We start from the raw sequence: 24,566 nt of genomic DNA on the forward strand, positions 1-24,566 counted from the left end.
TAATTGAAGACAAGATACCAGAATTTAGGACTTTTTGCAGCGTTTGCCACTTTTGCGATTTCTTGCATAACTATGCAGAAACCAATTTTGCATCATTTTGTATCATTTGGGATTTTGTATAAAAAAAGGAGCCATTACGGCCCCTTTTGTAGCAATAAACACCAATTACGCATCTGCAACCGTATTAATTGCAACACGATTAGTTTGTTTAACTTCTTCCATCACGACATAAGTACGAGTGTCTGAAACTGCAGGCAGTTTAAGAAGTGTTTCGCCTAGAAGTCGACGATAAGCAGACATATCTGATACTCGAGTCTTCAATAGGTAGTCAAAATCACCAGACACTAAATGACATTCTTGGATATCATCTAGCAATTGAACTGCCTTATTAAACTTATCAAACACTTCAGCAGTATCGCGGTTTAACGTAATTTCAACAAAGACTAGCAACGAAGCGCCCAGATAATGTGGGTTAACTAATGCTGTGTATCCTTTGATATACCCTTGCTTTTCAAGCCTTTTAACGCGTTCAAGACAAGGCGTAGGACTTAACCCAACGCGCTTTGACAATTCAACGTTTGAAATTCGGCCATCAATTTGTAATTCATTAAGTATATTTCTATCGATACGATCTAAGTCTTTTATAGGACTCTTTTTATTATTAACCATATTTATAACCCTGGTTGTCGTTAATAACGATATTTTTATCTGCGATTGAAAAATCTTCAGCAGCATAAACTACGGAATGAATACTATACTAGATTTCCCTGAAACATTCACGTTCAGGCAATATAAAATAACAATTACACCCATATAAAATGGGTTTTTATGCGAAATTGAGGCTCGAAGATGATTATAGGTGTTCCTAAAGAAATCAAAAATCACGAATATCGTGTTGGTATGGTTCCATCAAGTGTTCGTGAGTTGACGTCACGCGGTCATGAGGTTTTTATTGAGACAAATGCCGGCTCAGGTATTGGTTTCGCGGATCAAGATTATATCGCTGTCGGTGCAAAAATACTCGACACAGCAGCAGAAGTATTTGCACAAGCTGAAATGATTGTAAAAGTAAAAGAACCTCAAGCAGTTGAGCGTGCGATGTTACGTGAAGACCAACTACTATTCACTTACCTTCATTTAGCTCCAGACCTCCCACAAACAGAAGATCTTGTTAAGAGCGGTTCAGTCTGTATTGCCTATGAAACCGTTACAGATGATCGCGGTGCCCTACCACTGCTAGCTCCTATGTCTGAAGTAGCTGGTCGTATGTCTATTCAAGCTGGCGCTATGGCTCTTGAAAAATCAATGGGCGGCCGCGGCATGCTACTTGGCGGCGTACCAGGTGTTGAACCAGCAAAAGTCGTTATCATCGGTGGTGGTATGGTTGGTACAAACGCAGCACAAATGGCTGTAGGTCTTGGTGCTGACGTTGTTATTCTAGATAGAAGCATAGATGCACTACGTCGATTGAACGCGCAATTTGATAATAAAGTAAAAGCTATTTACTCAACAGCTGACGCTATTGAAAAGCATGTTCTTGAAGCAGACTTAGTTATCGGTGGTGTATTAGTTCCTGGTGCAGCAGCGCCTAAGCTTGTCACAAAAGAGCACATCAAGCGTATGAAGCCAGGTTCTGCCATTGTAGACGTTGCAATCGACCAAGGTGGTTGCATTGAAACCTCTCATGCAACAACTCACCAAGATCCAACTTATATCGTTGACGATGTTGTGCATTATTGTGTCGCTAACATGCCGGGCGCAGTAGCGCGAACCTCTACATTTGCGCTTAACAACGCTACCTTACCTTATATCATTAAACTAGCGCAGCTTGGCTATAGAGAAGCACTTTTACAAGACAAGCATCTGCTCAATGGTCTAAACGTAATGCACGGTAAGATCACTTGTGAAGAAGTAGCTGAAGCGCTAAATCTAGAATTTGTAGACCCGACAATTCTATTAAAATAATTCAAGACATTCGCGTTGGTTAGTTGATGCGAAACGTATAAAAAGGGAGCCTTAAGGCTCCCTTTTTAATTATCGAAACATCAACAGGATAGATTCTGCTTCGGTTTAACTTGCCTCAGCAAAGCTATACCCTTTGCCTCTAACAGTGTTAATTAATGTTTTTGGTAACTGCTTTTCAAATAACTTTCGCCGCGTGTTACTTATATGCATATCAAGGTTACGGTCAAACTGGCCGAGTTCTTTTTGTAACACTCTTAGTTGTAATTCTTGTTTAGTAACAACCTGCCCTTTACGCTCAAACAAATATTTAAACAACTTAAACTCTGTTTGGGTAAAAGCAACTGCACGCTCAGCAATTGAAATGATAAAGCGGCTATCGTCAAAACTGATGTCCTGGATCGGTTGAGCTTCGCCTGATTCTGCACGAATGACCTCTATGCGGCGTAATAAGGCTTGAATACGAACAACGAGCTCCCGATAACTAAATGGTTTACTTAAAAAGTCATCAGCGCCTAGTTCATAAATTTTTATTCTATCTTCTTCTGCTGTTAATGCTGAGATAACAATAACTGGCGCTTTATCCACACGAAGCTTTAATAAGTCGATGCCGTTTAGCTCTGGCATGTTAATGTCTAACAAGATCAAATCTGGAGTGTGTGATTTGAGCTTAGCTAGCGCTTCTAAACCATTATTAGCAACTGTAACTATAAAACCTTCTCGCTCTAGAACAGGTAATAAAGCACTTTTGAAAACAGGATCATCATCTACCAATAAAACGTGTTTCATCTCAATCAAACTTAATGCGAATTATTTTCATTTAGATTACAATAACTGCAACTGATTTACTAGCTGCTTTAACTAACAAACATAATATAATGCTAAGAAGTGAACACAAAAAAGCCAATAGTGTTAGCTATTGGCCTTTTGATTGAAATTATTTACCGATTAATATGAGTTACTTGTTTAGCATCAGTTCGCGAATGTATTTAACTGGCGCGCTGCCATAACTCAAAAACTCTTCGTGAAAGGCTTTCAAGTCAAAGTCCTCACCTTTCAAGGCTTTGTACTCTTCCCTGAAGTCGTAAATCTCTCGATAGCCGGAATAATAGCTAGTCAACTGAACTTGGCTTAAAGTCGCTCGGCGCCATTTACCTTCTGCTTCAGCTTGCTGCTGAAATGCTTCGTTCATCATTAGGTCTAAGGCTTGCTCTTCAGACATATCTTTGACTTGAATGCTGTAATCTAAGATGGTGTTGGCAATAACTCGCAGATTCCATTTATAATACATAAGCCACATTTCAGGCTCAAAATCACCATAGCCTTCTTCTAACATCATGCGCTCGGTATATACAGCCCAACCTTCAACCATAGCGCCATTACCAAATAAACTCTTGATAAGACTTGGAGATTCATTTGAGTAAACGAGTTGCGTGTAGTGTCCAGGGATCGCTTCATGGATATTGAGCACTTGCAGGATCCAGTGGTTATATTCACGAAGGTAACTTTCTGCAGACTCCTCACTCATGCCATCAAGCGGTGTTACATTGTAATAGGTATTGCCTGATTTTTCATAAGGTCCAGGAGCGCTAATTGATGCTCCTGCATAGCCCCGCATATAAGCTGGTGTTTCTCTAACAACCAAAGGCTTATTTGGATCGAGTGTGACTAAATTCTTTTTATTTACAAAATCGATTAACTCTGGAATTTGAGCCCGGACCTCGTCAACAAAGTCTTCCCGTTTTACGTGCTTAGCAGATAACTTATCAATCAACTGCTTTATGGCAACCTTATCGTCTTTCGGTATCGGCTTATCAATGTATTTACCCCATATTTTATGAGTAATTTTTGCCATTTCAGTCTGAACACGGTTTTTATCATTTACCGCCTTCTGGTAAAGTTCTTTTGCAGACATGCCAGCTTGAATATCAAACGCAAATTTCTGTTCATACAACTCCTCACCGATTCGGAAGCTGCGTGAGCCATCTTCTGCAAGTTCTGTTTCTAATGCTTTTAGCCAATCAATATGTTCATTAATCGCCATTGTGACTTTATTAAAGCGATTCGCAAATAGCGCTTTTTCATCATTAGTTAAACCAGATTTAATCGCTTTATCAAGTAACTCTTTTGAAAATACGGAGAATGCCCCTTCATTTTGCATTATCGCAAGCTGTGTATGTTCTATTGTTGGGTTGGCGATATTCTCTCTTGCTGCCGCATAATAAGCTGGAACGTTTTCCATTCGTGCTATAACGGAGCGTAAACGCTCATCTAGCGGAGCAAAATCTTCATTAATTATTTGTGCAAACCCACCGGATACATTGTAACTTGCAGGGTTCCATTGCCATGAGTTAAAGGTTTCAAGATCCCATTTCATTTCACCTAATAGATTTTCGATTAAGCGATAATCAGTTAGCGTGGCAGGTGCCATAGATTGTGGATCGAATTTGGCTAAAGCTGCTTGTTGCTTTTCGATAAAAGCCATCGTTGCTGCCCGTGTTGCCGCATTGGGAACTTTTAAAACACCATCATATTTATGAAAGCCGCTATATAATGCCCAAGTTGGAGACTCTATCCACAAAGCATCAATGAAGTTTTGACTAAATTGGTCAAAAGCAAGTTTCTGGTCGGTAATTTCTACTCCAGCGGGAGCGGTTGCAGGCTGACTTTGACAGGCCGTTAAGCCGAGTAAAGAGAGCGCTATAGCCAATGGCAGCGCAGCTTTTTTCATGATGTGTTCCCTTAATTTGTTTATTTGTGGTCTTTGCCACTTTAAAATCGCCTCAAGTAAATCACGTTCTCTTTAATTTTTCAGTAATTAAACCGCAATAGACAACCTTTGTTACATAACTCAAACCGGCTATTGCGATTTATAATCCTCAAAGCTACTGATTCATATTTTTCTTAACCCAAGCAAGTACCTCAGTAAATCGATATTGCTCAAATTTTGCAAAACCAGATAATTGACGCATTTTAAGTTTGGTAAAAATCGGCGTTGTTAAGCCGCATAAAAAACGACTGATTAATACTGGAGTCGCTTTTTCTGCAAGTTTACTAATTGCATCACTACTCACTTGATTAAAACTTGCATCCGTTAAAGGATTGAGTGCTCGTGGTGCCGGTAAATATGCTGGTTTGCCTTGGCATACACTACAATGACCACAAGGTGAAGTTAAACGAGGATCTGCGAAATACTGAGCCAATTGCTGGCTTAAACATGACTCACTATCGAAAAAATTCACTAATTGGTTGATGCGCTCGATTTCGCTAGCTTCTTTCATGCTAAAGCGTTCAAAAAGGCGCGGCGCTAAAGTGTCATTAATGTTCGCACTAAAAACATCAAATACTTGAGTTAATTGCTTGCTTTCCAATTCAATCAATTGCTTCTGATGTAAGTAATCAAGTGCTTTTATCGCTCGGTCTCGGCTATTTGGAAGTATTTGCTCAAGCTTTGAAAAATCAGCGCTATACCAAATCTTGGCTTTAACTGAGCTATTAATAACTTGTGTAATAAAGGTCTGGCGTTCTTGGTCAAATTTAGACAGTAGCTCTTCCATAGAGCAAAGTAATTTAAATCTATAATCAGCAAAATAACTGTATTTGGGTTTAATGACCCGCAGCATCTCTAAGTACACTAATAAAGTTTTTAAACTCAGCGCGCGGATATTAGATCCATTTGATAACGGCGTTAGCAATAACTCCCACTGGCCACCCTCTTCTGCCGCGTGGGTGATCTCATTTAAAACATATTCTATCGCGCTTGGCTCTGGCGTATCACCATAAACAAAGTTTTCTAGCACGTTCAGATTATCCCTGTTGGCTAAGACTAAACAATCTGAGTTCAACCCATCTCGTCCAGCGCGCCCAATTTCCTGTGCATAATTTTCTATTGATTTTGGTAAATCGTAATGGGCGACAAAACGAATATCACTTTTATCAATGCCCATACCAAAAGCAATTGTCGCCACAATAACCGGGATCTCTCCTTGCATAAATCGAGTTTGAATACTTTTACGCTTATCACTATCCATGCCCGCATGATACGCAGTGGCATTGATGCCACTTGCCAGCAAAGTTTTAGCTACCGATTCAGCAGTATGTTGCAGGGTCACATAAACAATGCCACTTTGCCCCTGCTTTTGAGTTAACCACTGTTTCAAATATGCCATTTTATCAGCAGAACTAATTCCGACGGCTTGCAAGTTTAAATTCGCACGGTAGAAGCCTGTCAGTGTGACACATTGCTTTTCAATGCCAAATTTACGCCCCATATCTTCAATGACTTTTGGGGTTGCTGTAGCCGTTAGCAAAAGAACTTGTGGGATATTAAGTTGTTTTTGGTATGCCGGTAACTTTAGATAATCCGGACGGAAATTATGGCCCCATTCCGAAATACAATGTGCCTCATCAATTACTAGCATTGAAATAGGTACTGAAGATATAAACCGTCTAAATCGCTCATTGTTTAAACGCTCGACAGAGATCATCAAAATTTTAATACGGCCATCCATTACACCTTCTACTACAGCGCTAGACTGCGCATTAGTTTGCGTTGAGTCAATCGATGCTGCTGGGATCCCCTTTTTGTTTAGAAACTGTAATTGATCATCCATTAATGCCAGCAAGGGAGAAACCACTAATGTTAAGTGCGGCAGAGCAAGTGCTGGTAACTGATAACATAAGGACTTTCCCGAACCTGTAGGAAAAATAGCCGCAGCGCTATGGCCACTAAGCACATTGGCAACGACTTCATCTTGGCCTGGTCTAAATTGATTAAAACCAAAATATTGTTGCAGTAACGCTACGGCGTTATCCATATAATTTCCTATTATTGAGTGTAGCGATCCTGCTGCCAGGCATTAATACAGGCAACAGAATTCAGTGGATTGGATAAATTGCGATTATTGGCAAAAGCTACCAACTAATTAGTAGTAACGGCACTATTAAGCTTTTTGGAAGGATACTTCTTTTGCAAACGAAAATAAGCTTTTACCGGATTATGATCTGAGCTTTCAGTGATTATAGACTCTGCTTTTACCAGCTCTAAATCCCGGTAGTAGATATGATCGAGTCTATGACCGAAAAATGTGGTGCGTGAGTCTTCATTCGGGATGGCTTCTATCAGACCGGTATTTTTTAGGAGTTGCGCAACAGCTTCACTACGCTGTTCACTCCACGTATTCATATCACCAGCAAAAATAATTGGACCAGTGTGGTTTAGTAGCGCCTCTTTAACCACACTTAGCTGGGCCTTATATTCGTCTAATCCCCAGGTAAAATTAATACTGTGAATGTTCACAGCGAGAAGCTGTGTAGCATCTGACAATAAGTAATACGATATCAACATTGATTTTGGGAAATGAATATAAGGCTCAGCTTTTCTAAATACGCAACTACTCAATGCGCGATCTCTGCTAAGATTCATTACCCCAATCGGTTCCTCTGCAAAGGTAAAAGCCCTAGCAAGCAACATATAGAGTTCTTGCTCTTCAACAAACGATTTCAAATCAGCTGTGTATTTTGCCTCTTGTAGTAACAACAGGTCAGAGCGCTCTGCAAGTTGCTTTAACGTCACATCCCAGCCAGAGCTGTTCTGCTTATATAGGTTCCAAGTTGTAACGTCTAGATTACCGTGCCTGTCCAACGGTTGCTCAACTTTCTGAGTAATACATTGAGCATTTTCGTCTAAGCGCGTCTCATTAGTCAGAAGCAGATCTTCAGTTGGGATCACCGCAGAGTCATATGCATATAGAACCACAGCGACGATTGCGATTATCGCTAAAAAAACAATTTTACGAATAATTTTGCCCATAATTGACTAATTCAACTCAGTGCTTAGATTTAAGGTAATCTTTTCATTATAATAGCTTATTAGTTTTGTTCCATCATCAATCCATCTTTAGATTAATAAGCTAAAGCTCATAGCTAACGTCACATAACCGTTAGGCACAAAGCCTAAGGATAGAATTATCAGACACAATATGTATGAATTTTATCAACTGCTTACCATAGCTGGCGTTTTTCTTTACTGGTTGGTTATTGCTGGTATTAGCATTCGCGTTGTTGCTAAGCGACGTACTATTGGTGTTTCACTCGCATGGTTGATGATTATTTATATCGTCCCACTAGGCGGCGCATTTGCTTATTTGCTATTTGGCGAGCTTAACTTAGGAAAAAAAAGAGCTGCACGCGCAGAAATGATGTTTAAACCCTATGGTGAATGGTTTAAAAAACTCTATGAATATCGGCAATATCGACCGCATGTAGCGAGTCTATACGGGCAATCTATCAGTGCTATTTGTGAAAAACAGGTTGGGATCCCTGCACTCGCAGACAACCACCTCACTCTTTACGGCGAAACTTATGAGATTTTAGATAATCTTATTGATGATATTGATCAAGCGACCACGAGTATTTTGCTAGAGTTTTATATTTGGCACCCAGGAGGTCGTGCTGACGATGTCGCCAATGCGTTAATTTCCTCAGCAACGAGAGGCGTCAAAGTTCGTTTATTACTAGACGCAGCAGGCAGCCGTCACTTTTTTAAAAGCCACTGGCCTAAATTGATGAGAAATAGTGGTATTGATGTAGTAAGCGCATTAGAAGTATCACCGTTTCGAATGTTCTTTCGCCGCTTAGACTTACGTTTACACCGTAAAATAGTCGTTATCGATAACGCTATTGCTTACACAGGCTCAATGAATCTAGTCGATCCTAAATATTTCAATCAAGATGCTGGCGTCGGCCAATGGATTGATGTCATGGTACGAATCACGGGGACATCCGTGCCTGTACTCAATAGTATTCATGCTTGGGACTGGGAAGTAGAGACCGATGAACGTTTCTTACCAGAGCAACCTAAGTGTCTTTCTCATGAAGATAGTGAAATTACAGATTTAGTTCAGGTGATCCCATCTGGACCAGGGATGCGTGAAGAAGTCATTCACCGAGTTTTGCTGCAAAGTATTTTCCAAGCACAACAAAGCATCGTTATTACTACCCCCTATTTTGTTCCCAGTGATAATTTACACACTGCGTTAGTCATTGCTGCTCAGCGTAACGTTAAAGTCGATATCATTATTCCAGATAAGAACGACTCAATAATGGTTGAATGGGCGAGCCGGGCTTTTTTCAGTGAACTATTAGAGGCTGGGGTCAACATACATCGCTTCCAAGGTGGCTTACTACATACAAAATCTGTAGTTATTGACAGTAACCATTGCCTGATCGGCACCGTAAACTGGGATATGCGTAGTTTATGGTTAAATTTTGAAGTGACCTTAGCTGTGGACAACCTAGGATTTACCCAAAAGCTTGAGCAATTGCAGCAAGACTACCTAAAAGATTCGTTGCAAGTTAGCTTCGAACAGTGGCAAAAAAGGTCTTTACCAAATCGCATTGCTGAGCGGCTTTTTTATCTATTTAGTCCTTTGCTGTAACACTTGCTTTTATAAAAGTAAGACATGCAATCAGGCTTACGAAACATCGAGTAGTTATCTATTTAGACCACTTAAGCTAAAATTATCCACGTTGTTAGTGGCTTAAGTTCATCTCGTACCATCAGGAACCATATGACCAAAGTTTTTATTATTGGGCTGCCAAGAACTGGCACAACTAGCATAAGTGTGGCTATGCTAGATTACGGCTATGCCGTAGCCCACACAGCCTACACAAAACATGCTTTTCACTTAGCCGATGTGATCTCCGATTCCCCGTGCTTTTGCGATTATCAGCAATTAGATAAGTTGTTCCCAGGGTCTAAGTTTGTTTACCTTGAACGAGCACTATCGCTTTGGATCCCTTCAATGCAGATGTTAATCAATAAAATGAAGGCACAACTCGACTTTAAAACCGGCACTTTCAATCCGATTTTAAAACGAACATTTAATGAAACCTTTGATTTATCAACAACGGCGGAACCTGACGATGCAGAGCACCTTGCAATGTGTTACCGCCGCCATCAGCAGCAAGTGTTTAACTACTTTAAAGACCGAAAAGACCTCATCAGTATAGATGTGAGTGATACAGATAGCTTAATGAAGCTTTTGTCTTTTTTGGACGTTGAGTATCAAGGGGTGCCCTGCTTTCCACATCTAAATATTGGAAGGAAGGTTGCCTGCTGGAAAGAACATAAACATCCAAATAAAGTAAACTCAAATAGCGCTGGGCCAGAGCATCGAAAGTTTTTTGAATATGCATCTCGCTAACGCTAAACGTTTTTTGCAAGCAACAATTAGAGTCCTAAACTCGGACTCTTAGCGCTAGGCAAGTAATGTGATTGTAGGCTTGAGTTTTACGAATAGATAATAAAAGCTAGATGATAGAGAGTAAAACCTAGACAGCAAAAAGCCCGTTATCTTGCGATAACGGGCTTTCCTATATATGGCGGTGAGCGAGAGATTCGAACTCTCGTTAGGGATTAACCTAAACACACTTTCCAGGCGTGCGCCTTCAGCCACTCAGCCAGCTCACCGATGCAATATCTTTTACGTGTTTAGCACCACGGTTACTTTTAAACACCTAATAAACAGATATTTGCTAAGCAACGGAGCGCTACTTTACTGAAAACACCTAAGTGCGTCAAGACAAAAAGTGCTCTCGATAAGTGTTTGCATAATTGCTAGCCAATTTATTCCGCAATTGAAAGCAACTCGGTATTGAAGTTGCAAAAAAGCCCGTTAATACGGGCTTTTTATTAATAAACAATGATTAGGGTTTATGCGTTACCTTTCACTTTCATATTTAAAGTAGCTGCAAAATCTAACATTCTATCAAGCGGTTTTAACGCATCTAAACGTAGAGTGTCATCAACAAATATTTCATGGTCGCTTGAGTCTTTATTCTCTAATGCGCTTTCTATTGCCTTAAGACCATTCATCGCCATCCAAGGGCAATGTGCACAGCTCTTACATGTAGCACCGTTGCCGCCAGTAGGCGCAGCAATTAAGTTTTTGTTTGGAGCCGCTTGTTGCATCTTATAGAAGATGCCTTTATCAGTCGCAACGATAAACATATCGTTATCCATGGTCTGTGCAGCTTTTATTAATTGGCTAGTTGAGCCAACTGCATCGGCTAAGTCAACCACACTTGCTGGCGATTCAGGGTGAACTAACACCGCAGCTTCTGGATGCAACTTTTTAAGCTCACGTAATGCTTTCGCCTGAAACTCGTCATGGACAATACACTCACCCTGCCACATCAGCATATCAGCGCCAGTTTGCTTAGCGATATAACTGCCTAAATGGCGATCTGGACCCCAGATAATTTTTTTATCTTGGCTATCTAAGTGTTCAACAATCTCTAACGCAATACTTGAAGTGACTACCCAGTCAGCACGAGCTTTAACAGCGGCTGAGGTATTAGCATAAACCACAACAGTATGATCTGGATGAGCATCGCAAAATTCACTGAAGGTTTCAATTGGGCAACCGAGATCCAATGAGCACGTGGCTTCAAGTGTTGGCATTAAAATGGTTTTATCTGGACTTAAGATCTTTGAAGTCTCGCCCATAAACTTAACGCCAGCAACAATTAAGGTCTTTGCCGGATGGTCACGACCAAAACGCGCCATTTCCAATGAATCAGAAACACAGCCGCCAGTTTCTTCTGCTAAGGCTTGAATTTCAGGGTCGGTATAATAATGCGCGACCAAGACTGCATCTTTTTCTTTTAGAAGCTGTTTAATTCTTGCTTTAGACTCAGCTTTTTCTTGATCAGATAAAGGAGTTGGCTTAGGCGGAAAAGGATATTCAATATTTTCGATAATTGGGGCTAACGCGCTCATAGAACAACCAATGGGCAATAACAGATTAGCGGAATTATACGGAATTGTTTACAAATTTAAAACTACTAATACTGATTGGCTTAATAGATTTAGGACTCAGTCATCCATAAAAAAGGCGCTATCTCTAGCGCCTTTAATCGATAAATAATTTCTATTGCATTGCGAGTAACATTTCTTGCGGCTGCTCTAGATAGAGCTTCCACAAGTTACAGAAGCGAGCAATGGTGCCGCCATCGATTACGCGATGATCTCCTGACCAGCTTACCTGCATGATCTTACGTGCTTCCACTTCCCCTTTATCATTAAAGCGAGGCAGAACTTGCAGCTTACCTAACGCTACAATGGCAACTTCCGGTTTATTAATGATAGGCGTTGCCACCGTACCGCCCAATGCCCCGATATTAGAGATAGAGATACTGCCACCTTTTAGATCACTCGGTGATACACGACCGCTTCTCGCTGCAGTCGTTAAGCGGGTTATTTCCGCTGCGATTTCTAAAATGGTTTTGTCTTGTACATCTTTAACATTAGGGACTAATAGGCCAACTTTAGAGTCCACAGCCATACCGATGTTATGACTTGCAAGGAACGTCTGTTCGGTACAGTCAGCATTCACTTGACTATTCATATCAGGGAATTGGCTTAACGCAAGCGACATCGACTTCATAAAGAAAGGCATCATGGTGAGCTTAAGTTCATCAGTGGAATACTTTTTCTTCATGCTTTCACGAAGCGCAACTAAATCCGTTAAATCAAACTCTTCACAATAGGTAAAGTGAGGGATCGTTGAAACCGATTCGGTCATCATCTTCGCCATAACAGCGCGAACGCCTTTAATCGGCTCGACTCTATCACCTTGTCGCTTATCAGATTCTAATCCAGCAGTTTGGTTTACCACCACTTGGCTAGCTGCTACCGGCGCAGTGCTAACCGCCTGACCCGACTGATGGCGTTCAACATCTTCTTTGTAAACTCGGCCATTTTTACCTGAGCCTGTTACCGAAGCAATATCGATATCTAAACTACGCGCCAAGCGGCGAACCGCTGGACTTGCAAGTGCTTTGCCTTGTGCAACAGGTTCATTGCTCTGTTGGCTAGACGTCTCAGTTGGCGTGATTACTTGAGCGGGCGTGTCACTAACCACATCACTGGCAACTTCAATTGCAAATAACGGAGCATGCACCTTTGCGAGCTGACCTTTACGGTAATGTAACTTAGCAATTTTACCGTTTTTAATCGCTGGAATTTGCACCAGTGCTTTGTCTGTCATCACATCAGCAATAGGTTGATCTTCAACAACCGTATCGCCTTCTTCGACTAGCCACTCAACCAGTTCACATTCAACAATTCCTTCACCGATATCCGGCAATAAGAACTCTTCAATAGTGAAGCCCGCAGGCGATGTATTTTGTGATGCTTGTGTAGCTTCAACATTTTGCTCGTCAGCAACCTTGGTTTCAGGTTGGTTTGCAGCAGCATTGTCACCCTCTTCAACCACATCAACCGAATACAAAGGCGCATGTACTTTGGCAATTTCACCTTTTGCATAAAAAAGCTTAGTGATCACGCCGGCATTTGGCGCAGGGATCTGCACTAAGGCTTTATCTGTCATCACGTCAGCAATAGGTTGATCTTCAACAACACTATCGCCCTCAGCAACGAGCCATTCAACTAATTCGCACTCAACAACGCCTTCGCCAATATCCGGAAGGATAAAATCTTTAATCATGGCCGGCTCCTAAAATTTGACCGAAGCAATAATCGCTTCAAATGTCTTTAATGCGTCAGGCATATATTCTTTTTCGTGGATCAAAGGATACGGTGTATCTAAGCCACATACTCGAGCAATGGGAGACTCAAGGTATAAGAAGCACTCTTCTTGGATAGTTGCTGCAATCTCACCAGCAAAACCACCTGTCAACGGTGCTTCATGGTTGATCAACAAGCGGCCAGTCTTTTTAACTGACTCAGCAACTGTGTCCACATCCCAAGGAGATAAGGTTCTTAAATCGATGATTTCGCAAGAAACGCCTTTCTTTGCCGCCATATCGGCCGCATTTTCAAGGATTTCCATCTGTGCGCCCCAACCTAATAATGTAATGTCGCTGCCCTGCTTAATCACTTCCGCTTTACCCAGCTCAATAACATGATCGCCTTCAGGCACTTCGCCAACTGATGCACGGTATAAGCGTTTGGGCTCGAAAAAGATCACCGGGTTTTTATCGCGGATCGACGCAATGAGTAATCCTTTAGCTTGTTCAGGGTTACGCGGCACAACTACTTTAAGACCAGGCGTCTGAGTAAAGTAAGCTTCTGGAGACTGAGAATGATAATGACCACCGGCAATGCCGCCGCCATAAGGCGTTCTGAATACCAGTCCGCCAACATCGAATTCGTTACCACTGCGGTAGCGGAATTTAGCACTCTCATTCACAATCTGGTCAATTGCGGGGAAGATATAGTCGGCAAACTGAATTTCAGCTACAGCTGTCATCCCGTTCGACGCTAAACCGTTAGCAAAACCCGCAATGCCCTGTTCGGTTAAAGGCGTATTGAAACAGCGATCACGACCAAACTTCTCTTGCAGACCTGAAGTTGCTCTAAATACACCACCAAAATGTCCGACGTCTTCGCCAAACACCGTCATTGTTTGATCCGCTTCCATTTCCGAGCTTAGGGCTTGGTTAATGGCTTGCAACATATTCATTTGAGCCACGGCTTATACTCTCCCTGCGCTTTTTGGATAGGATTCTGGATATTTCTTAATATGCTTTTTAAGTTCAGCTAATTGCTTTTGCAAAATTGGAGTCGGCTTGTCATACACATCTTCGATAATGTAATCGATGTGCGGAGTCGGTACTTTTTCAGCAACTTTAAGCTCAGATAACACTTCTTCACGGTATTTAACGTAAAGATCTGCATCTGTTTGCTCATCCATCCAACCTTTGTTAATCATCCACAATTTAAAGCGCTTAACAGGATCATGTTGTTCCCACTTAGCTTCTTCATCTTTTGAGCGGTATCCCGATGGATCATCTGATGATGAATGAGCGCCCAGACGATATGTCATCGCTTCAATCAAGACCGGGGCATTATGTTCTAGCGCGAACGCTCGTGCCTGTTGAGTCGCAGCAAGCACTGCAAGCATATCATTACCGTCAACGCGGATGGTATGCATACCATAACCCACGCCACGACTAGCAATACCATTACCTTTAAATTGCTCTTCAGTAGGCGTTGAAATGGCGTAACCGTTATTACGACAAAAGAAAATAACTGGCGCATTCAATACGGCAGCCATATTTAGGCCAGCGTGAAAGTCACCTTCAGAAGCAGCGCCTTCGCCAAAGTAACAAATGGCAATATTGCGTTTATTTTGTCGCTTCAGGCCATAAGCTACACCAGTTGCTTGGGGAATTTGAGTGGCCAGCGGAGATGAAATGGTTTGATAGTTAAGTGCTTGGCTGCCGTAATGAATTGGCATTTGTCGGCCTTTACCAAAATCTTTTTCGTTACTGAACATCTGATTCATAAATTGTTCAGTGGTAAAACCACGATAGCGCAAAGCTGCATGCTCACGGTATTGCGCCAAAATAACATCACCGTCATCTAAAGCAGCTGTACTGCCTATAATAGAGGCTTCTTCACCGGTACAGGTCATATAAAAGCTAATGCGACCTTGACGCTGCGCACCCAACATACGCTCGTCCAATACTCGAGTGAATACACAAGTATCGTGGACCTTTTTGGCCAAAGACTCGTCAATTACGGGTAACACTGCATTTTCATAAGCAGTGCCATCGGCTTGTAAAATTTTTAAGATCGGGATCGACAATGAGTCTTTATCGAGAAAGCTCACGCGATGGACTGTTTCAGCATTCGTTGTTGCGTTGCTCATAATGTGCTCTTGTTATTGACGGTGTTACTAAATAGCCTGTAGCAACACCTTTCTATTTTAATACGCGGGAAGAACATTACGTTAACGTAAACTAACTCTCAATACTTCCCATCATTGAAACGATAACTTAGCGGCTTATTGCATGTATATATTGGTTTACATGCACGATTATTCAGTCAACCTTAATCGATATTGCTGTCGTCTGCCGTCTTTAACATCAGAACTGTGCGCTGCCCCACTGGAACTTTGGCATTAGGGAAAACAATTGATTCAAATTCATGCTCAATTTTAATCTCATGGCCGCCCTCTTTAGCTAAAGTATATCCTCGCGGGAACGCCGTAAAATTTTCAACATCATTAGCAAAGGTAAACTCAAAGTCGTCAAAATGCTTGTTAACTGAACGACAAACTTGATAAAGGTTAACGCGTTTTAAATCAAAATCTGCAAGTTGCAAATCTTTACCCGTCATTAGCAAAGTTAACATCTCTTTCATCGCTATAAAGCGAGTCATGTCATTTTGTCCCATAGGGAATACTTTACCGAGTTCGATAGTAAATGCGTCTGCATGGTAATTTTCAGAAGAGAAATAGCTAAAGGTAGTTGTTGGCTCATGGTGGAATAAGATGGTGTTGATGCCACAAGCCTCAAGGTACATAATTTGCTCGCGACTGTACTTTCGTTGACCTCTATAAGGATAGATAGCAAACTTTTCATGCTTCGAGCCGCGTATCGCTGTATGCAAGTCGTAATGAATACGTTGACGCTCCCCCTGCTGCGAACCAAAAAACTTATCGACATATAGCTCAAGTTTTTGTGCTCTTACCCGCTCAGGATTATTTACCCCAGGTCCTCGTGAATGTTCACCGTTAAATAAGCGATTGAGGTTTTCATCAATAAAGCGAGTGCCATTATGAATCGCTGCAGGGTTTCCGATAAGAAACATGACCCGTTCAGTTAATGCGGTCTCTTGGCTAAGCAGTTTATGCATTAGGTCATTGCATAACTCAATTGGAGCGGTTTCATTACCGTGAACCGCACAAGATAGGACGATATCTTTAGTGTGTTGCAGATCTAGCGGCTCAAAAACGATAACACCTGTATCCCAAACCTGAACATTAACTTGATTGTCGAGAGTAAATTGAAAACTTTCAGGTAAGTGCTGTGGATGAGCAAGGGTGAATGCTAAAAAGTCCTTCGACTGTTTCAATTCGTGAAACATAAACTACTCCTTATTATTGTTATTTTTGCTTTATGTCACTAGATATACACACAAAATCAGTATATCGGTTTAGCAACCTAAACTTATTCTGCGACGCATAGTAGCATAATTGCTCGCCAATTCGGTTTAGGATTTACCTCGATTTGCACAACAAATACTCAGGCAGTCGAATTAACACTTGCATCCTTTATCAAAATAAAAGAAGATTAAGCCATCTAGCCATCCGAATGGCTAAATAGCTTTTAAGGTTTTAAGGTTTTAAGGTTTTAAGGAGTTTGGCATGGCATTAGCAACATTTGGCGCAGGCTGTTTTTGGGGTGTAGAGTACTTTTTTAAAAAAGTAACCGGCGTAACGGACTGTACCTGTGGCTATATGGGCGGAAAGGATCAGTTTACCCGCTACGAAGATGTCAAAAAAGGGATAAGCGGCCACGCAGAAGTTGTGCAAGTCGAATACGACCCAACTCTTGTCTCTTTTGAGGATTTACTCGACATATTTTGGCAAAATCACAATCCAACGACGCTCAACCAGCAAGGTGGCGACATTGGTAGCCAATATCGTAGTACCGTTTTTTTCCATAATAAGCAGCAAAAAACTGCAGCAGAAGCCGCTAAGCTTGCATTAGTTAGAAGCCAGAAATGGGGTTCTAGAGCAATCGTGACAGAGATTGTACCTTGCCAGCTATTTCATAAAGCAGAAGAGTATCATCAAGATTATTTGGCCAAAAACGACTTACCAAGTTGCCATATTAGCTATTAGTCATCACTAGCTAGTGGACTTCTCGTCGATTATTGCTTTTGAAGAAAAGTAATTTTATCTTTATGAAAATGATAAAGGCACCCGAAGGGTGCCTTTATTTATTCAGCGTTAGCAGATACGTACTGATTTACGCAATTTTTAAAGCTAACTTAAAGCCTGTGCGACGATTTCTTGCGCTTCTTTTAATAACTGAGATAAGTGCCCTTGGCTAACAAAGCTTTCACCATACAGTTTAAATAAGGCTTCTGTACCTGATGGACGTGCTGCAAACCATCCATTTTCAGTGACAACTTTAATGCCACCAATAGCAGCGCCATTACCTGGTGCGTGAGTTAGCTTTTTAGTAATCCTATCGCCAGCGAGGCTATCTGCAACAATCGAATCTGCGTTAATTTTAGAAAACTTGGCTTTGTCTTCTAGGCTCACAGGGCTATCGATACGCTGGTAGTAACTCTTACCAAATTGTACTTCTAACTCTTCGTATCTTTGTTGTGGCGTTTTACCCGTTACAGCCAAGATCTCTGCCGCCAATAGGCAAAGAATAAAGCCATCCTTATCTGTACACCACGTACTGCCGTCTTTTCTTAAAAAAGCCGCACCTGCACTTTCTTCACCACCAAACGCAAATTCGCTATTTGCTAGGCCGTCCACAAACCATTTAAAACCAACAGGTACTTCAGACATCTGCTTGTTATGCATAGCACAAACTTTATCAATCATGGCGCTTGATACTAATGTTTTACCAATTAGCATTTTTGCCGTCCACTCTGGACGATGCGTCACTAGATAATCGATAGCTACAGCAAGAAAATGGTTAGGATTCATCAACCCTGTTCCCGGGCACACAATACCGTGACGGTCGAAGTCAGGATCATTACCTAAACATAAATCAAAGGTGTCTTTATGTTGAAGCAAACTTGCCATGGCGAAAGGTGACGAGCAATCCATACGGATTTTGCCGTCTTTATCTAAAGACATGAAACCAAAACTTGGATCAACCCTTTCGTTTACAAGGCTAATGTTCAAACCGTAATGCTCAGCAATTGGCTTCCAGTAGTGGATCCCTGAGCCGCCTAATGGGTCTATACCTAACCTAATCTTGGCATCAGCAATCGCCTGCATGTTAATCACATTACCTAGATCACTTACATAAGGCGTGATCAAATCACGTTCGACTAGAAATTCACTTACTAGCGCTACGCTATAGCTAATGCGCTTTACGCCATCAAGCTGGTTAGCCAGGTAGGTATTTGCCCGGTCTTGGATCCAGTTGGTGATCTCACCTTCAGCAGGGCCGCCATGAGGTGGATTATATTTAATGCCACCATCTTGCGGCGGGTTGTGTGACGGAGTAACAATTAAACCATCAACTAAACCGGTTTCGCTTTTATCTCTGTTTGCACAAATAATAGCATGTGACACAACCGGAGTCGGTGTATAACCATTATTCTGATGAACAATAACCTTAACCGCATTAGCGATTAGAACTTCGATGACGGACATCGCTGCGGGCTCAGATAATGCATGAGTATCAATACCCAATACTAAAGGGCCAGTAATCCCTGCTTGGATTCGATAATCTGCTACAGCTTGTGCAATCGCCAAAATATGCGCTTCATTAAAGCTTTTGTTTAGCGCACTGCCACGATGACCAGATGTACCAAATGTTACCTGTTGTGTTATATCAGTAGCATCGGGTGTTAAACGATAATATAGGCTAACGAGTTTAGGGATATTGACCAAATCCTTTTGCTCAGCAATCAATCCAGCTCTATTATGAGTAGCCAAGTCATTTCTCCTTTAAACCGCTCAGAGGGCGGCGATGACAATTGTTCATACGTTAAATTATTGGTATTAACGCTTTCTAGCGGTTGGTATCTGCACCTCAACTTGATTGCAAGGTCTGAATTTGGCTTAATTCTTTAGTTGCCCTTAAGACACTTAGCTATATTCTCAAGCCTATCAATGCTAATTTAGGCTAATAATAATCTTCAAGTTGGGAAATACTTCAAAAGCTCACCACTTTTTTAGTAGTGAGCATTTAGTTTGATATTAGATCTTAGCGGTTAACTCAGCGATTTGAGTTTCGTCAGTTCGAAATTGTGATAGTACTTCAGATAAAATAGTACGCTTTTTAGCGGTATTATTATTGGTCGTGACCCAGAAACCACTTTGACCAATCTCTTTCGGGTTAGCTGATTTACTTGCTTTTAAAAGCGCTTCTTTCGAAGTCGCAAAATACAAACGATCGCGGCCTTGGATCTGTAATACTTGCTCAAACTGCTTTGGTGAAGCTTGATAAACCATATCGAGAATAAATAAGAAACGCCCCACAGCACCTTTTTGCCCAGCTAATAGTTCGCTATCAATTAAATGGCCGAACTCTGAGACAGTTTTAACTGCAACAGGTGCTACTCGTACAACCTTTTCTGGTTTTGGTGCTTGCTCTAGGCTCGGGTGACTGATCTCTTCTGGTGCATCTACAACAACGGATTCAACTTGTAATCCCAATATACGGCGCAAAATATCTGAAGCGCTCTCGCCAATGTGTTCAGTTTTACTGGCGATATGTCGATAAAGCTCTTCATCAACTTCGATATATTTCATAACAGTTATCTTCCTTAAGTAGAAACGGATCGATCCGATTAAGTGCAACGATCGCACAGGGATCCCGAATTATGTCTCCAGTGTAGCGAGGTTTATGGTCTTGATAAAGCGTCATTAAATGAAAACTGCGATCAAACGATGAAACTTACCATTTACTAACCAACCATTGCACAATAATTCAGCAGCGAAGTCTTCAATAAGCGACTAAAGTTGGAATCTATGGCAAAGCAAGGCACAATTTAGCCAACTAAACATCCCAAGCGAAAACACAATGCACTATGTCACTAGTGGCCAAGGGCCAGTCGTCATCCTTATTCATGGGCTATTTGGCGACTTAGATAATCTCAAAGCATTAGGCAAAGAATTGGAGCCGAACTTCACTGTTGTTCGGGTAGATGTATTAAACCATGGTAACAGCCCAAAAGTTTCGTCTATGGATTACTCAAGTCTCGCAGCAAGCATGGCCGAGCTGATTGAAGAAGTCGTACCTCCAGGTGAGCACAGTGCAATCTTAATCGGCCACTCCATGGGCGGAAAAATTGCGATGGCAACCGCACTATGTAACCCAGAAAAAGTAGGTAAACTCATTGTCGCTGATATCGCTCCGGTGGCTTACCAAAGTCGCCATGACAAAGTTTTTGCAGCATTGGAATCAATGCCTTTGACAGAAATCAAAGATAGGCGCCAAGCACTAGCTCATATGCAAACGTGTGGTATTGATGATGGCACTGCACAATTTTTATTAAAATCGTTAACCCGAACAGAAAACGGCTTCACTTGGAAGATGAATCTTGTGGGTCTTAAACAAAGCTACTCTGATATCATTAGTTGGCCTGATTTTAATAAGAGTTATCAAGGGCCTTGCTTGTTTATACGTGGCGGCGACTCAGACTACGTCACTGCTGAATATCGTCAGGCTATCATCAAACAATTTCCGATGGTTAAAGCCAAAACAATTGAAGGTACCGGGCATTGGCTGCATGCTCAAAAAGCCAACATTTTTAACCGCATAGTCAATGACTTTCTGCATAAATAATGGCTGTGAGCAGAGCCAGTTTTCGCGACAGAAACATGTAAAGCATATAGCCGCTCGAAAACTTATATGGTATATTCGCGCAAATTTTTTGGCCTAGAAGGAAATGGCGGATGTTAATGCAATATATGGAGCAGATTGAAGCGTTAGGCTTAAACCTGTTTTTTGCTGCCATTTTCTTTTTTATCGGTATGGCCATTCAAGATGTGCTCAAAGAAGGTAAAGTGCCTAAGTTTGGGCGTTACATCGTTTGGTTAGTGTTATTTCTCGGCTGCGCCGGGTTTATTGCGAAAGGGATTATACAGATGACCTGGGAAGGCTCAGGTATCGGTTAAAAACGAACTCAATGGCAAAAGAAACATCAGATAGAACCACCATTGATCTGTTTGCAACAGAAAAGCGACGTGGTCGGCCTCGCAGCAATCCTTTGCCGCGAGACCAACAGCTCAAAATTAATAAACGAAACCAAATTCAGCGTGACAGAGCAAACGGATTAAAACGAATAGAGTTAAAGGTGTCACAAGATTTGTATGACGCCTTGAATGAACAGGCTATGGCCAGTAATATCAGCCGCAGTCAACTAATCGAATCTATACTTCAAAAGCTGGTTAGAGACTAACCACTTTTAAAAGCACGCACACCATTAATAGTTAACTAGATATTAAAGGAACAACAATGGCAACTGTAGGTCTTTTTTTCGGGTCTGATACAGGCAACACCGAAGCCGTCGCCAAAATGATCCAGAAGAAACTGGGCAAGCAAATGGTTGAGGTGAAAGATATTGCCAAAAGTACCAAGGAACAAATCGCAGATTACGATCTACTGATTTTCGGCATTCCAACTTGGTATTACGGTGAAGCGCAATGCGACTGGGATGACTTCTTCCCAGAGCTTGAGCAAATCAACTTTGAAGATAAACTCGTCGCAATCTTTGGTTGTGGTGATCAGGAAGATTACGCAGAGTACTTCCTTGACGCAATGGGCATGGTCAACGAAATCGTTGAAGCTCGTGGCGCAGTTGTTATTGGTCACTGGCCAACAGCAGGTTACGACTTTGAAGAGTCTAAAGGCTTAGCAGACGAAAACCACTTCGTTGGTCTTGGTATCGATGAAGATCGTCAACCAGAACTGACTGAAGAGCGTGTTGATGCTTGGGTTAAGCAAATCTATGAAGAGATGTGCTTAGCTGAGCTTGAAGACTAATAAAAGGAGCCTGTACTTAGCCTTTTGTAGCTAAAGTATACTCTTATTAAAAGCGGCAGATAATGCCGCTTTTTTGTCTCATTTATCTGGTTAAAAACAGATTAATTAACAGCCTCAATTGGCGATTACCGTGAGCGTTTAACTATGGCAAGTCAGAAAACAGAACAGAATTGGGACATATTTTGTGCTGTAGTCGACAATTATGGCGATATTGGCGTGACATGGCGACTTGCGAAACAGCTGGCCGTTGAACATCAAATAAATGTGACACTTTGGGTCGATGACTTAAACAGTTTTCAGCACATTTTGCCTCAGCTTGACCTTAAGAAAGTGACTCAAACTTATTTTGGCATCAAAATTAATCAATGGTCCGAGCCGCTTAAATGCTGTTATGTTGCCGGAGATGTACTCATAGAAGCATTTGCTTGTGAATTACCTGCACAGGTAAAGCAGCAGCTAATAACTGCCAAGCAAAACTATGATGAAGATACGATTCAGCAAAAACCACCCGTTTGGCTAAATCTTGAATACCTGAGCGCAGAATCTTGGGTTGAAGGCTGTCATGGCCTACCATCAATGCAATCCAGTGGCTTAAAGAAGTACTTCTACTTCCCGGGCTTTACTGATAAAACCGGTGGCTTAATTTGCGAGCAGCAGTTATTTGCACAGCGTGATGCTTGGCAGGCAGATGTTAGCAATCGATTAAGTTTGTTTGAAAGTTTAGGCCTTCGAGGAATAAAAACGAGTGATACCGTCGTTAGTGTCTTTAGTTATGAAACCACTTCTTTACTGGCACTATGTCAGCTGTGGCAACATAGCGAGCAAACTGTGCATGCACTGATCCCAAAAGGACGTTGCCTTAATAGCTTAGTCGAGTTACTGCCCTGCTCTGTCGATGAAGTTTCAAAAGGCAGCCAAATTAAACTCAATAATTTAGTCATTCATATTTTGCCGATGACAGATCAAGAAGGCTACGATAAGCTACTTTGGAGCTGTGATTTTAATATCGTGCGGGGTGAAGATTCGTTTTTACGCGCCCAATGGGCTGCAAAACCGTTCATTTGGCACATATATGTGCAAGAAGATGACTATCATCTAATAAAATTAGATGCCTTTATGCAGCTTTACTGTAATAATCTGCCGCCAGAATTAGCGAATAGCTGGAAAGCACTCAACCTTGCCTTTAACCAGGGGCAAGCAGATGCGACCTGCGAGCATTGGCAACAACTAAATTTAGCAGGTTTGCCGTTGCAGCAACACGCAAAGCAATGGCCAATCGATGCGATAAATGATGTAGATCTTGTTTCTCGACTAGTTCAATTCGTCAAAAATAGCTAAGATACTACGTTTAAATAGAAAAAACCTAAAATAGGAAATAGTGTAATGAAAACTGCTCATGAACTCCGTCCTGGTAACGTGATCATGTTAGATGGCAGCCCATGGGTTGTTCAAAAAACTGAAACAACTCGTTCTGGCCGTAACGCTGCTATCGTTAAATTAAAGCTTAAGCACGTTCTACAAGATTCTACGACTGAAAGCACCTTCAAAGGTGAAGACAAGATGGAAGACATCATTCTAGAGCGTCTAGACTGTACTTACTCTTACTTCGCTGATCCTATGTATGTTTTCATGGACGCAGAATACAACCAGTACGACGTTGAAGCTGAAAACCTAGGCGATGCTGCTGCATACATCGTTGATGGCATGGAAGAAAACTGCCAAGTGACTTTCTACGAAGGTAAAGCAATTTCAGTTGAACTACCAACTTCTGTAGTACGTGAAGTGACTTACACAGAGCCTTCAGCTCGTGGTGATACTTCAGGTAAAGTAATGAAGCCTGCTACTATCACTGGCGGCGGTACGCTAAGTGTTGCCGACTTCGTTAAGACTGGTGACATGATTGAAATTGACACTCGTACTAACGAGTTCAAAAAGCGCGTTTAATTTTAAATTCGTTTTCAAAAGCCGGCTACTTGCCGGCTTTTTTATGCTTGCCGCAAACCAAACCTGCAGAATTATCTTCTCTATACAGAAGAGCTCACACTCCTTAGAGGTAATGACTTCAATTGCAATAACCTTAGCTACATACAGTTGTTTCA

General features: G+C 41.6%; 22 protein-coding genes and 1 tRNA gene. 10 read left to right on the top strand and 13 right to left on the bottom strand.

Features of this window, described 5'->3' with window-relative positions; genetic code table 11:
• Positions 1–165 precede the first annotated feature (165 nt).
• Positions 166–669: a leucine-responsive transcriptional regulator Lrp gene (gene lrp, locus L2747_RS00470; RefSeq protein ID WP_248997171.1), complete on the bottom strand. Its 504-nt coding sequence runs from the start codon at positions 667–669 to the stop codon at positions 166–168.
• A gap of 180 nt (positions 670–849) precedes the next feature.
• Between lrp and ald the strand changes: the two genes are divergently transcribed.
• Entirely contained in the window at positions 850–1,965 is a 1,116-nt protein-coding gene (gene ald / locus L2747_RS00475; protein ID WP_248997172.1) for an alanine dehydrogenase, read from the top strand.
• Between the two features lie 105 nt (positions 1,966–2,070).
• Here the strand turns inward: ald and L2747_RS00480 are convergent, their stop codons facing one another.
• From L2747_RS00480 to L2747_RS00495, 4 genes are all read right to left on the bottom strand, one after another.
• Positions 2,071–2,751, bottom strand: a complete 681-nt coding sequence (locus L2747_RS00480) for a response regulator transcription factor (protein ID WP_248997173.1) — start codon at positions 2,749–2,751, stop codon at positions 2,071–2,073.
• Between the two features lie 169 nt (positions 2,752–2,920).
• Positions 2,921–4,693 (bottom strand): DUF885 domain-containing protein, encoded by a 1,773-nt coding sequence (locus L2747_RS00485; RefSeq protein WP_248997174.1) that lies wholly within the window; start codon positions 4,691–4,693, stop codon positions 2,921–2,923.
• A 154-nt stretch (positions 4,694–4,847) separates the two neighbouring features.
• A complete protein-coding gene (locus tag L2747_RS00490; protein WP_248997175.1) occupies positions 4,848–6,779 on the bottom strand; it encodes a RecQ family ATP-dependent DNA helicase in 1,932 nt (643 codons plus the stop codon).
• 104 nt (positions 6,780–6,883) lie between these two features.
• Positions 6,884–7,774: an endonuclease/exonuclease/phosphatase family protein gene (locus L2747_RS00495; protein ID WP_248997176.1), complete on the bottom strand. Its 891-nt coding sequence runs from the start codon at positions 7,772–7,774 to the stop codon at positions 6,884–6,886.
• 169 nt (positions 7,775–7,943) lie between these two features.
• Between L2747_RS00495 and cls the strand changes: the two genes are divergently transcribed.
• Positions 7,944–9,401, top strand: a complete 1,458-nt coding sequence (gene cls / locus L2747_RS00500) for a cardiolipin synthase (protein ID WP_248997177.1) — start codon at positions 7,944–7,946, stop codon at positions 9,399–9,401.
• A 132-nt stretch (positions 9,402–9,533) separates the two neighbouring features.
• Positions 9,534–10,169 carry a sulfotransferase gene (locus tag L2747_RS00505; RefSeq protein WP_248997178.1) on the top strand — a complete coding sequence of 212 codons (636 nt, stop codon included), beginning with the start codon at positions 9,534–9,536 and terminating at the stop codon, positions 10,167–10,169.
• Between the two features lie 176 nt (positions 10,170–10,345).
• On the opposite strand, the gene L2747_RS00510 is transcribed toward L2747_RS00505, so the two are convergent.
• From L2747_RS00510 to astE, 6 genes are all read right to left on the bottom strand, one after another.
• Positions 10,346–10,435: transfer RNA gene (locus L2747_RS00510), tRNA-Ser, on the bottom strand.
• A gap of 243 nt (positions 10,436–10,678) precedes the next feature.
• A complete protein-coding gene (nadA, locus tag L2747_RS00515) occupies positions 10,679–11,746 on the bottom strand; it encodes a quinolinate synthase NadA (RefSeq protein WP_248997179.1) in 1,068 nt (355 codons plus the stop codon).
• Between the two features lie 151 nt (positions 11,747–11,897).
• The gene (locus L2747_RS00520; RefSeq protein WP_248997180.1) at positions 11,898–13,475 is read right to left on the bottom strand and encodes a dihydrolipoyllysine-residue acetyltransferase; all 1,578 of its coding nucleotides are present in this window, start codon (positions 13,473–13,475) and stop codon (positions 11,898–11,900) included.
• A gap of 9 nt (positions 13,476–13,484) precedes the next feature.
• Entirely contained in the window at positions 13,485–14,462 is a 978-nt protein-coding gene (locus tag L2747_RS00525; RefSeq protein ID WP_248997181.1) for an alpha-ketoacid dehydrogenase subunit beta, read from the bottom strand.
• 3 nt (positions 14,463–14,465) lie between these two features.
• Positions 14,466–15,644 (bottom strand): thiamine pyrophosphate-dependent dehydrogenase E1 component subunit alpha, encoded by a 1,179-nt coding sequence (locus L2747_RS00530; RefSeq protein ID WP_248997182.1) that lies wholly within the window; start codon positions 15,642–15,644, stop codon positions 14,466–14,468.
• Positions 15,645–15,826: 182 nt separating this feature from the next.
• Positions 15,827–16,864, bottom strand: a complete 1,038-nt coding sequence (astE, locus tag L2747_RS00535; RefSeq protein WP_248997183.1) for a succinylglutamate desuccinylase — start codon at positions 16,862–16,864, stop codon at positions 15,827–15,829.
• A 280-nt stretch (positions 16,865–17,144) separates the two neighbouring features.
• On the opposite strand from astE, the gene msrA reads away from it, so the two are divergent.
• Positions 17,145–17,624, top strand: coding sequence for a peptide-methionine (S)-S-oxide reductase MsrA (gene msrA, locus L2747_RS00540; protein WP_248997184.1), 480 nt, complete (start codon positions 17,145–17,147; stop codon positions 17,622–17,624).
• Positions 17,625–17,768: 144 nt separating this feature from the next.
• Here msrA and pgm read toward each other — a convergent pair whose 3' ends face one another.
• Both pgm and seqA read right to left on the bottom strand, forming a co-directional pair.
• The gene (gene pgm, locus L2747_RS00545; RefSeq protein ID WP_248997185.1) at positions 17,769–19,412 is read right to left on the bottom strand and encodes a phosphoglucomutase (alpha-D-glucose-1,6-bisphosphate-dependent); all 1,644 of its coding nucleotides are present in this window, start codon (positions 19,410–19,412) and stop codon (positions 17,769–17,771) included.
• A 264-nt stretch (positions 19,413–19,676) separates the two neighbouring features.
• Positions 19,677–20,231, bottom strand: a complete 555-nt coding sequence (seqA, locus tag L2747_RS00550) for a replication initiation negative regulator SeqA (protein WP_248997186.1) — start codon at positions 20,229–20,231, stop codon at positions 19,677–19,679.
• Positions 20,232–20,502: 271 nt separating this feature from the next.
• On the opposite strand from seqA, the gene L2747_RS00555 reads away from it, so the two are divergent.
• The 6 genes from L2747_RS00555 (at position 20,503) to efp (ending at position 24,411) form a co-directional block, all read left to right on the top strand.
• Positions 20,503–21,267 (top strand): alpha/beta fold hydrolase, encoded by a 765-nt coding sequence (locus tag L2747_RS00555; protein ID WP_248997187.1) that lies wholly within the window; start codon positions 20,503–20,505, stop codon positions 21,265–21,267.
• Positions 21,268–21,377: 110 nt separating this feature from the next.
• Positions 21,378–21,599: a DUF2788 domain-containing protein gene (locus L2747_RS00560; RefSeq protein WP_220781652.1), complete on the top strand. Its 222-nt coding sequence runs from the start codon at positions 21,378–21,380 to the stop codon at positions 21,597–21,599.
• Positions 21,600–21,610: 11 nt separating this feature from the next.
• A complete protein-coding gene (ybfE, locus tag L2747_RS00565; RefSeq protein WP_248997188.1) occupies positions 21,611–21,883 on the top strand; it encodes a LexA regulated protein in 273 nt (90 codons plus the stop codon).
• Between the two features lie 56 nt (positions 21,884–21,939).
• Positions 21,940–22,467 carry a flavodoxin FldA gene (gene fldA / locus L2747_RS00570; RefSeq protein ID WP_220781650.1) on the top strand — a complete coding sequence of 176 codons (528 nt, stop codon included), beginning with the start codon at positions 21,940–21,942 and terminating at the stop codon, positions 22,465–22,467.
• Positions 22,468–22,611: 144 nt separating this feature from the next.
• Entirely contained in the window at positions 22,612–23,805 is a 1,194-nt protein-coding gene (earP, locus tag L2747_RS00575; protein ID WP_248997189.1) for an elongation factor P maturation arginine rhamnosyltransferase EarP, read from the top strand.
• Positions 23,806–23,850: 45 nt separating this feature from the next.
• Positions 23,851–24,411, top strand: coding sequence for an elongation factor P (gene efp / locus L2747_RS00580; protein WP_220781648.1), 561 nt, complete (start codon positions 23,851–23,853; stop codon positions 24,409–24,411).
• Positions 24,412–24,566 lie beyond the last annotated feature (155 nt).

Origin of the sequence: Shewanella marinintestina, assembly GCF_023283845.1 — a bacterium.
Classification (GTDB): domain Bacteria; phylum Pseudomonadota; class Gammaproteobacteria; order Enterobacterales; family Shewanellaceae; genus Shewanella; species Shewanella marinintestina.